This is a genomic window from Rugamonas brunnea (assembly GCF_014042345.1).
In the GTDB taxonomy this organism is placed as follows: domain Bacteria; phylum Pseudomonadota; class Gammaproteobacteria; order Burkholderiales; family Burkholderiaceae_D; genus Rugamonas; species Rugamonas brunnea.
The window spans coordinates 39,281-47,931 of record NZ_JACEZT010000025.1 but is presented as its reverse complement, the minus strand read 5'-3'; the positions used below and the strand labels follow the sequence as shown (position 1 = coordinate 47,931).

Below are 8,651 nucleotides of genomic sequence, written 5' to 3'. Positions count from 1 at the left end.
CGACATATACATGCCTTCCCAGTCCAGGCCATCGTCGGAGACGGCGGCCGGCGCGGCGGCCGGCGCTGCTACTGCGGCGGCGGGGGCTGCGGCGGCAGGCGCTGGCGCGGCGGCCGGCTTGGCGGCGGCCTTGGGCGCGTCGCCCTTGCCTTCGATGGCATCCTTGAGGATGGCTTCCAGGTCGCCCGGCATGGCCGGCAGCGTGTCCGGTTCGGCCCCGTTCGACAATTCGGCCAGCTGGTCGGCCACAAAGCCGGACGCCTGCAGCGCGGCCTCGATGGCCAGCGGCGTGACGGGCGCGGCGCCGGTGCGCAGCGCGTCAAACAGGTTTTCCGTCAGGTGGCAGGCCGCCACCAGCGCCGGCAGGTTCATGAAGCCGGCCCCACCCTTGATGGTGTGGAACGAGCGGAACACCGCGTTCAGGGTTTCCTTGTTTTCCGGGTCGCGTTCGAGGCGCAACAGATGTTCTTCCACATTGACAGCCAGATCCATCGCCTCGACGACGAAATCCTTGAGCATATCGTCCATTAGAATCCCAGGTCAGCAAGCAGGTCGTCGACACTATCCTGATTCAGCGCCACCGACGGAGCCGATGGGCCTTGCATCAGAGACACTTCTTTTTGCGCCAGTTTCTCGCGCACGTCGGCCGGCGCGTTGTCGCGCAGCAGCTGCGCCAACTCGTTCTCCACCGTTTTGGTGATGGTCACCACCTTCTTGATCAGCTGGCCCGTGATGTCCTGGAAGTCCTGGGCCATCATGATTTCCAGCAGGCGGGCTTTTTCCGCCTCGGTGGCTTCCGATACGGCTTGCGCGAAGGCCTTGGAGTCGCCGGCCAGCACCTTGAACTGGTCCAGGCTGAGCTTGCCCGCGAACAGATCGTTCCAGCGGTTCTCCATGTCCTTCGATTGCTTGGACAGCACGTCCTGGGCCGGCATGCCCTCGTCCAGCGTGTTGAGCACCTTGTTGGCGGCCTGCTCGGTCAGCGAGGCCACGTATTCGAGTCGGTCCTGGGCGTCGACGATCTGCGACGAGGCCTCCGTCAGCGCCTTGTCATAACCCAGTTCGCGCAACGAATCGTGCAGCAGGCGTACGATGCCGCCCAGGCGTTCGAACATGGCCGGCTTGTCGCCATCGGGAACCTCGGCCACCGCTGCCGCGGCAGCGGCCAGGGCCGGCGTCGGGGCTGGCGCTTCGGCCACCACATCGGGCGGACGGGCCGCCGCTACCTGCTCGAACAGGCTTTCCAGGTCATCTTCGGCCGCGGCCGGCGCTGGAGCGGGCGCTGGGGCAGGCGCCGCACTCTTGCTTTGGGCAGACACTTCATCAAATAGTGCGTCGAAATCATCAGCGGCGTTGGTCATAATCCCTGCTTCTCCATAATTTGTAAAATTGCTGCCCTTCACTTGCTTGTTCACCCCGCGCGCCGCCCCATCCGCAGGCAGGCTCGAGAGTGATGACGCCCGGCAATATAACGCGCTTACGCGAGTGTAGCAGGGCGACGCCGGATTATTCAATCTCCGGGGCCGGAAAGCCAGCCGGCTCACCCGCCGCGCACGGTCATCGGCCACGTTTACTGTTGTATTTGCAGATACTAACATTGGAAAGTTCGCCCCGGTATGGCGGCGACCATAAAACAAGTGCCCACGTGCAAAAAATGCCGGCTTCACCTTGCATTAACAGCAAGCACCAGTGTACTTATTGATACATATCAAGACTTTCCATGCTAACAATAATGTGAATCAGGACTACAATTAAACTGGCGCGCTGGGCAGTTGCAGTTTGCCAGTGGCGCGGCCGGCATTGCGCACCGAGAGGAGGACTGCCATGTACCGCAAGATCTTGATTACGACCGACGGTTCCACCGTGTCGAGTAAGACGGCCTGCGCCGGGGTCGATTTCGCCGAGCAGATGGGCGCCGACATCCTGGCCCTGTTCGTGGCGCCCGAATACCAGTATCCGATCTACGTGGAGATCATCCCCCCCAGCTATCCCAGCGAGGAGGAATACATGGCGGCCATGCAGCGCGCCGGCCAGCAGCACGTGCAGCCCATCGTCGACGCGGCCGCGCGGCGCGGCCTGCGCTGCCAGGGCCTGACCGTGTTCGCGGAAAGCCCGGCGCTGAAAATCGTCGAGGTGGCCGCGCGCGAGGGCTGCGACCTGATCTTCATGGGCTCGCACGGGCGCAGCGGCTGGGGCCAGTTACTGCTGGGCAGCGTCACCAACAAGGTGCTGTCGCACTCGCGCATCCCGGTGCTGGTGCACCGCCTGATCAAGGAACCGGCGCCCAGCACGGCCTGAACCGGCCCCGGCCACGGGGCGGCCACCTGGATGGCAACCGCGTGACAACATTAAGTAAAAAGCATGGCTGCCTGATTTGGGGTAGTATGACCGGCGCGCCGCAAGCGCCAGGGCATGCTTTTTCCCATTAAGAACAATAAACCCATGCCGACAGGCATCATCCAGACCGACCTATGATACGAATTGTCATTGCTGACGACCACACCATCATGCGCGAGGGTCTCAAGCGCATCCTCGACGGTGCGCCGGACATCGACATCGTGGGCGAGGCGATCGACGGCTTCGAAGTGCTCAACCACGTGCGCCAGGGCGGCTTCGATTTGCTGCTGCTGGATTTGTCCATGCCCGGTCGCAGTGGCGTGGACCTGATCCGCCAGATCCGCAGCGAAGCGCCCAAGGTGGCGATCCTGATCCTCACCATGCACGAGGAGGAGCAATACGCGGTGCGCGCCATCCGCGCCGGCGCCCAGGGCTACCTGACCAAGGAAAGCGCCGGCACCCAGCTGGTGGGCGCGATCCGCAAGGTGGCCTCGGGCCGGCCCTACATCAGCACCGAAGTGGCCGAGCAACTGGCGCTCAACATCATGATGCCCAGCGAGACGCTGCTGCACAAACAACTGTCGGACCGCGAATTCGAAGTGTTCTCGCTGCTGGTGGCCGGCAAATCGATCACGGAGATCGCCAACGGCCTGCACCTGAGCGTCAAGACCGTCAGCACCCACAAGACCCGCATCATGCAGAAGATGGGCATGAATTCGCTGTCGGAAATGGTGCAATATGCCGTGGCGCACCGCCTGTTATCGCCGTTCAAGACCTGACCGCTCACCTCGCCCCATCGCCCGGCGCCGCAGCGGCGACCGGGGCCATTAGGAAGACTCCTACATTCTCGCGCCGCCTCCTACGCGCATATTCAGCACTTACCGATATTCATCACCGTCCCCCGTTGGCATACTGAAACCATACGATTGTTTTGCTTCGCGGCCATTTCGGTTCTCCGGACACCACGGCGCGCCAGGCAGGACAAGCCAGAACAAGATCAGCCGGCTTCGGGCGCGCCTCATCCCTGCGCGCGTGGCAGACGGCCCGGAGCCGCGCCGTATGCGCGGCGCTTCCAGCGCCACCGAACCGCCTTTTCAGAAACCAGGAGATGAACATGCTGTCCACGCAAGCGTCCGTAACCCGTCCGGCCACCACCGCGACCGTCCCCTCCCCGTCCATGGAGGCAGGACGGCAACGCCAGGGGCGGCTCTGGTCGAACCTCAAGGAAGTATGCGACCTGCTCCATATTCCGGCTGCCTGCACCATCGCCACCGAGGAATTGCTGTTCCAGCACGTGCAGTTCAAGACTGGCCAGCGCATCCACACCATCGGCCAGCCCTTCGACACGCTCTACATCGTCAATTCCGGCTTCCTCAAGACGGTGCTGATCGACGAATTCGGCAATGAGCAAGTGCTGAGCTTCCCCATGAAGGGCGACATGCTGGGCGTGGACGGCATCCACACGCGCCACTACTCGTCCGAGGCAGTGGCCCTGTCCGACTGCGACCTGATCCTGCTGCCGTTCAAGAAGCTGACGGCGCTGGGCCGCATCCACCTGGAGCTGGAAAACATGATGTACGGCGTGATGAGCCGCGAACTGGTGCGCGAGCAAGCCATGATCGGCATGCTGGGCGCCCTGTCGGCCGAAGCGCGCGTGGCCCGCTTCCTCGTCTCGCTGGCCGAGCGCTTCGCCCAGATGGGCTATTCCAGCAAACTGTTCAACCTGCGCATGACGCGCCACGAGATCGGCAGCTACCTGGGCCTGACGCTGGAAACGGTAAGCCGCACCTTGTCGGCCTTCAACGAGATCGGCCTGATCAGCGTCGACCAGCGCACCATCGGCATCAAGGACGCGGAAGCGCTGAAGACCTTGCGCCGCCTGCCGCCGTCGCGCGCGCGGGCCCGCCAGCAGTCCACGGCCAAGAGCAAGGCCGGCGCCGAGCCAGCCGCCCCCGCGCAGCTGGTGGCGTCCGTCTGAACACTGCTTGCTGAGCACCCTTGCTGCACCCAGCTTGGCCCGGCCCGCGCCGGGCCTTTTTTGTTTTTGCCATGATGCCGACCCGGCAGTTCGCGGGACGGGGCCTAGATGCATGTGTCGGGCCAGGCACTGGCAAAACATACCCGTTTCGGGTATATTTTTAAAATCAGAATGACACGCGTCCTCAAGCGGGCGGGCTTCGCACGATGGCAGGCCGGCGAAAGGCTGGCCGATGCTGCCTTGTGCAAGGCGGTTCAAGAGATGGAAAGCGGTCTGATCGACGCGGACCTGGGCGGATTTCTCTACAAGAAGCGGGTTGCGCGCCCCGGCAGCGGCAAAAGCGGTGGTTACCGCACGCTGCTGGCGGCCCGGATTGGTCGCCGCTACGTGTTCCTGCATGGGTTCCCCAAGAGCCACAAGGCAAACATCACGCAGGACGAAAGAAAGGCGTTGCAATTCGCCGGGAAAGTGTTTCTGGAATTGTCCAGCGAGGATTTGTCGAAGGCGCTGCAATCGGGCGTGTTATTGGAGGTGCATTGTGAGCAAGATCATTGAATCCCTGCGCGGCGACCTGGCAGCACTCCGCGCAACAGGAGCGATCAGCAAGGTGACGATGCGCGAATTCGACACAATCTGCCCGCCGCCGGTGCGGGCGTTCAGCGCGGCCGACATCAAACGCCTGCGCGAAGCCTTGAAATTCAGCCAGCCAGTGTTCGCGCTGCATTTGCACACGTCGGCCTCGACCGTGCGCAAATGGGAGCAAGGCGACACCCAACCCACGGGGCCGGCACTCAAACTGTTAAACATCATCGCCGACAAAGGCCTGCAGGCCATCATTTGACGGGCTCGCCCCGGCTCCACAAGCCTCCTGGCTTAACTGCCGACATTTCCCATTCCCGACGCTCAATGCAGCACCGGCGGCGCAGGCTGTCGGCGCCGCACCCTTACCCCGGCCGCCGGCGGCATGCGCAAGCGCCGCACCATGGCCGGCAACGCCTGCGGCGCGCCACGGGCCGTGCCATGTTGCGAACGGCGCCGCTCGATGAACGGGCGGCGCGGCTGGTCCGGCTGCGACGGCGCCGGCGCGGCCGGCTTGCCCTGGCGCGACAGCAACAGCGCCAGCCGGCCGATCCGGTGCCCCAGCACGGCGCCATCGGCATCGCGCACGGCGGCGCCCTCGGCCGCTGCCGCCAGCGCGCCGCGCGCGATCTGGCAACCGAGCGTGCGGTAGCTTTCGAACTGGTCCTCGTCGAACCACTGGTCGGCCGTGGACTGGTGGGGAAACTCGGGATGGGTCTTGCTGTAGTTGAGCACATCCGCGTTCTCGGCGCCCGTGATGGCCGGCTTGATGTACAGGAGCACCCCATCCTGGCCCCGGCCATCGGCAGCCCGGTACTGGATGTGGCCCGTCACGAAGCTGGCGCCGCCCAGCGCCCCGCCGCCCGCCTGCGGCACGATGCGGCGCGCGTCGAGCACGATGGGCACGTGCAGGTCCGTGTAGCACTTGCGAATCGCGTTGCCCAGGTCCTCGAACACAAATTTCTCATCGCAGCTGGCGTCCACGGCCACCACCAGACGGCAGCGCCGCCGCACCAGCTCGTACAGCCCCAGGTTCTCGAAATGGCCGCCGTCGGACAGGTAGAGGAAATCGGCATTGGTGTCGGTCAGGCCGAACAGCTCGGCCAGGATGCTGAACAGGCCGATGCGCGGCGAGGCGCTTTGCCAGTGCTTTTCCTTGATGGGGTTGGGCGACCAGCGCCCCAGCCGCAGGTTGAACAGCGTCATCAGGAAGGTCAGCGGCGGCGACGAGTGATAGCCCATGTTGGGGCTGGCCGCCGCGCCCGACACGGCCACCGCCATACCCAGCTTGACGATGGCGTCGTCGTCGCGGAATAGCGACGGGCGCGCCGCATAGTCGGCGCTGGGCCGGTAGCAGCCCCGGTGCGCGCCCGGCGTGCGCCGGTCCGGCGAGGGCATGGCCGGCATGTCGTAGCCGCAATAGGCCGGCGACAGGCAGAACGCGGCCGCCTTGCGCGTCTGCCAGGCCAGCTCCTGGCCGTTGACCATGTTGAGCGCCGCGTTGATCAGGTGGTAGGGCCGTTGCAGCGGCGCCGGCGCGGCCGGGTCGGCCTTGCGCAACAAGGTGTGCAGCGGCGGATCGTCGGCCGGGTCGAAACCGGTGAACGGATGGGGACTGCGGCGCGGATTGCTGGCCCCGAAATAGGCGCGCACCAGCCGCATGCGGTACATCATGTACAGCGAAAACTTGTTGATATCGACCCGCCAGCCCAGCACCAACGCCACCACGGTGAAGGTGGCCAGCAGCGCCAGCACATGGCCTTCGTCGGCGCCTGTGGTGGCGGCGAAATAGGCGTTGTAATAAGCCCACAGCGGCGCGCTGGCGGCCCGCTGCACCTGGGCCGGCGCCACCAGGTATTGCAGCCACGTGGTCAGCACGCCCACGATCACCAGCGTGAACGCATACGGCGCCACCTTGGCCACCAGTTCCAGCCGGGTGGGCGCGCCGGGCTTGCCCGTGGCCCCGCCGCTGCTGGACTTGAGCCCGACCAGCGTGACCAGCGTGGTCAGCGCCGCGCCCGCGCTGCTGGTGCGCCAATACTGGGTGAAGCCCCAGTCCAGCAGCGGCGGCAGGTAGAACGCGAACAGGAACAGGGCCAGCCAGGCCAGGCAGAAGATGAAGGTCCACGCGCCCTGGCGTGCCCACCACTCGCGGCTGGGGTCGCGGTACATGCGGCCGATCAGGCCTATCATCAGCGTGATGGTCACGCCGAACAGGGCCAGCAGCAGCGGCAGGCCCAGGCTGGTCAGTTGCACGGCGTCCACCGGCAACGGCCCGGCCCGATGCGCCATCGACAGCGTCTTCAGCAGCAGCATGGTGGCCACGCCCAGCGCACCGATGGCGCACAGCAGGTGGCCCAGTCCTTCCAGCAGCACCTTGGCCACCGGTTCCGTCTCGCCGTAGGGTTCCAGCTGCGCGGCCCGGTAGTTCAGCCATTGGGCCGTGCCCCAGCCGGCCACCCACACCAGGAAATACACCACGCCGGGCAACAGCAGCCAGGTGTAAGGCGTATGCGCCAGCCCGGCCGGCAAGTCGTCCCAGAACGCGATCAGCCGCGCATGGTACTGCCACACGGCCAGGCTGCCCAGCAAGGCCGACACCATCAGTGGCAGGCAGATGCAGATCAGCACATCGCCCTGATTCTGCGGCAGCCAGCTGCCCGGCGGCGGCCGGCCCTTGCGCGAAATGCTGAGCGCCATGAAATACACGGCCAGCAGGAACAGGCCGACGGCGCACGGCGCCGTCGTGCGGCCCGGCGCCACCATCTCGTGCGCCACCACGGCCGTCAACAGGCGCGGCAGCAGGAACAGGGCCGCCAGCCACGCCGTCAGCAGACCCAGGTTGAGCAGCGTGTTGCGCGCGTAGGTGCAGATCAGGGTCCAGGTGTCGGCGCTGAACATGCCGCTGGACGGCGTCAGGTAGTGGCTGTACTGGCGCAGGAACTGCACCGGGATCGGTTCGCTGCGGGGTGCGCCGGGTGCGCCGGGCGCGCCCGGTGGTGCGCCGGCGACAGCGGCGCCGGACGGCGCCAGCGCCTCCTCCACGGCCGCCACGTTGCCGCCCAGCTCCTTGATCCAGCGCGACAGCCAGCCGCCGATGTAGCCGCCGCCGGAAACGGTGGACAGGTAATCAAAGTCGCGCAGCAACCGCAGCTCGGCCAGCGCCTGCAGCACGCCCAGGTTGAAGGTGGCGCTGCGGATGCCGCCGCCGGAAAAGGCCAACCCGGCCAGCTTGCGGCGCTGGGCGCGCCGGTAGACCTCGGACAGCCGGGCCGGACGCGCGCCGCCAAGGTCGCCGTCCCGCGCATCAAGCTCGAACTGGAACACTTCGCTGAACACGGTGCCGGCGCGCGCGTTCAGGCGCGGCCACGGATCGTCGGTCTGTTGCAGATGTTCATCGCGGCGAAAGCGCGCCATTGCCTGCGCGAAATCGTCGCTGGCGCCATAGCCGAGGCTATCGAGCTTGCGGATCAGGTTCTGCCGCAACTCGTCTGGCGGCGCGGCGGAGGCTACAGGCGGCATGGCATACTCCCTCGGCGCGGCGGCACGCGCGACCGGCCTGGCGGTGGAGGTGCCCCTCCTTGCACTATAGGCCGTGAGGCGGCAAGGAAATACACACAATCTCACTGGCGCCGCCGTCGCCGCGCCGAGCCCGCAAACAAGCAAGCGCACAAGCAGGCCGGCATGCAAAAAAGGAATCCACAAGCACGCTTGCGGATTCCTTTTTTTCACTAGGCCGGGTCAGCGTTCAGCCGGC

The 8,651-nt window shown here is 65.7% G+C and carries 8 protein-coding genes; 5 read left to right on the top strand and 3 right to left on the bottom strand.

Features of this window, described 5'->3' with window-relative positions:
• Positions 1 to 528, bottom strand: a 528-nt coding sequence (locus H3H37_RS24030) for an Hpt domain-containing protein (protein ID WP_182167278.1), incomplete at its 3' end; no start/stop codon positions are given.
• A complete protein-coding gene (locus H3H37_RS24025) occupies positions 528 to 1,361 on the bottom strand; it encodes a protein phosphatase CheZ (protein ID WP_182167276.1) in 834 nt (277 codons plus the stop codon). The genes H3H37_RS24030 and H3H37_RS24025, both read right to left, overlap by 1 nt.
• Positions 1,362 to 1,824: 463 nt before the next feature.
• Here H3H37_RS24025 and H3H37_RS24020 point away from each other — a divergent pair, with 463 nt between their 5' ends.
• The 5 genes from H3H37_RS24020 (at position 1,825) to H3H37_RS24000 (ending at position 5,156) form a co-directional block, all read left to right on the top strand.
• Positions 1,825 to 2,298, top strand: coding sequence for a universal stress protein (locus tag H3H37_RS24020; RefSeq protein ID WP_182167274.1), 474 nt, complete (start codon positions 1,825 to 1,827; stop codon positions 2,296 to 2,298).
• 173 nt (positions 2,299 to 2,471) lie between these two features.
• Positions 2,472 to 3,116, top strand: a complete 645-nt coding sequence (locus H3H37_RS24015) for a response regulator (protein ID WP_182167271.1) — start codon at positions 2,472 to 2,474, stop codon at positions 3,114 to 3,116.
• Between the two features lie 398 nt (positions 3,117 to 3,514).
• On the top strand, positions 3,515 to 4,315 hold the full coding sequence (locus H3H37_RS24010) for a Crp/Fnr family transcriptional regulator (protein ID WP_182167293.1): 801 nt from the start codon (positions 3,515 to 3,517) through the stop codon (positions 4,313 to 4,315).
• A 171-nt stretch (positions 4,316 to 4,486) separates the two neighbouring features.
• Complete coding sequence (locus tag H3H37_RS24005) at positions 4,487 to 4,870, top strand: type II toxin-antitoxin system RelE/ParE family toxin (RefSeq protein WP_182167286.1); 384 nt, start codon at positions 4,487 to 4,489, stop codon at positions 4,868 to 4,870.
• Positions 4,854 to 5,156 (top strand): helix-turn-helix domain-containing protein, encoded by a 303-nt coding sequence (locus H3H37_RS24000; protein WP_182167269.1) that lies wholly within the window; start codon positions 4,854 to 4,856, stop codon positions 5,154 to 5,156. The genes H3H37_RS24005 and H3H37_RS24000 overlap by 17 nt, the downstream gene beginning before the upstream one ends.
• A gap of 62 nt (positions 5,157 to 5,218) precedes the next feature.
• Here the strand turns inward: H3H37_RS24000 and H3H37_RS25670 are convergent, their stop codons facing one another.
• Positions 5,219 to 8,416, bottom strand: coding sequence for a patatin-like phospholipase family protein (locus H3H37_RS25670; protein ID WP_220456550.1), 3,198 nt, complete (start codon positions 8,414 to 8,416; stop codon positions 5,219 to 5,221).
• Between the last annotated feature and the right edge of the window lie 235 nt (positions 8,417 to 8,651).